The sequence below is a fragment of the bacterium genome, assembly GCA_024226335.1.
Taxonomy (GTDB): Bacteria; Myxococcota_A; UBA9160; order SZUA-336; family SZUA-336; genus JAAELY01.
Map to the genome: position 1 here is coordinate 1 of JAAELY010000395.1, position 1,045 is coordinate 1,045.

Genomic DNA, 1,045 nt, shown 5'->3' on the forward strand with positions numbered 1-1,045 from the left:
AAGGAAGCGCAAGGTCCGCTTACGTGGCCTTCGGTTAGTCCTTGCGATGCCGTACACCGGCATCTGGCAACTCTGGACCTGGAAGCCTAAGGGTAGCCGAGTCAATCTGCCAAGAGGGCGCGTACATGACGGGCGAGATTTGAGAATGATAATCGAGGGACCTCTTCGGGACAGCGAGGAGAAGATTGGCCCTCTGATCAGCAAGAACATCGAGAACATTGAGTTCCATATTAGGTCTCTGGGAACAGATCCTCAAAGGGGTTCCACCCCTATCGGTCATCGCGAGCGGCGGTGGTAGAAGTCGAAACATCGGAGCCCGATTCGGGCTCTTTTCTACCTTGGGGAGGGTTGCGGAATCGCAGAAGATGGGGTCCGGAAGTCTCCGTACTGTTCGGTTGCTCGTTCTGGAACAATCTCTTCAGATATGCGTAGCGCCGGGCATACCTCCCCCGCGAAGTGCGGATCTCAGAGAGTCGATCGCACTTTCCAGCGCGGCAGCCTGGCCAGAGGCGGGGAGGTGCCTCAGCCTGCCGCTGCGGCAGCCAGGGTCGCGAAGTTTCGCGATCCGCCGGCGTCGGCCAGCGGATCGAACTCTTCGCCGGTCCTGACAAAGCCGAGACTCGGGCGGAAGCTGCCTTTGGGGAAGATCGCTTCTCTGATGTAGCCGAACTTGAGCTTTGCGGAGGCCTCGCGGAACATGTCGACGAAGCCGCGGAGGGCCTGACGGAACCGTTCCCGCATGTCCTTGCTTGCCGCGTGGCATGGCGGTTTCGGCGATGGTCGGAATCTCGTAGGTCGTGAGAGAGGATCCTGGCGGCGGATCTTGTCCATGCCGATGGGCTCGGTGCCGAGCTCCTCGCGGAGCTTGGCGGCGGCGGCTTCGATCTCGGCCACGATCTGTGCGACGCGTTTACGGACCTGGGCTGCTGGCAGGTCCTGCCAACAGGGTATGGGCGCGAGCTTCAGCTCGTATGGCGTCATGAAGGCGCCCCGCTCAATTCTCTCAGGCGCGGTACCTCGACGGGCAGCCTTTCGCTCGGCCTGG

The 1,045-nt window shown here is 61.3% G+C and carries 1 protein-coding gene; it reads right to left on the reverse strand.

Translation table 11 applies throughout. From position 1 onward, the window contains the following. Positions 1–522: 522 nt before the first annotated feature. On the reverse strand, positions 523–894 hold the full coding sequence (locus GY725_19930; protein MCP4006454.1) for a hypothetical protein: 372 nt from the start codon (positions 892–894) through the stop codon (positions 523–525). Between the last annotated feature and the right edge of the window lie 151 nt (positions 895–1,045).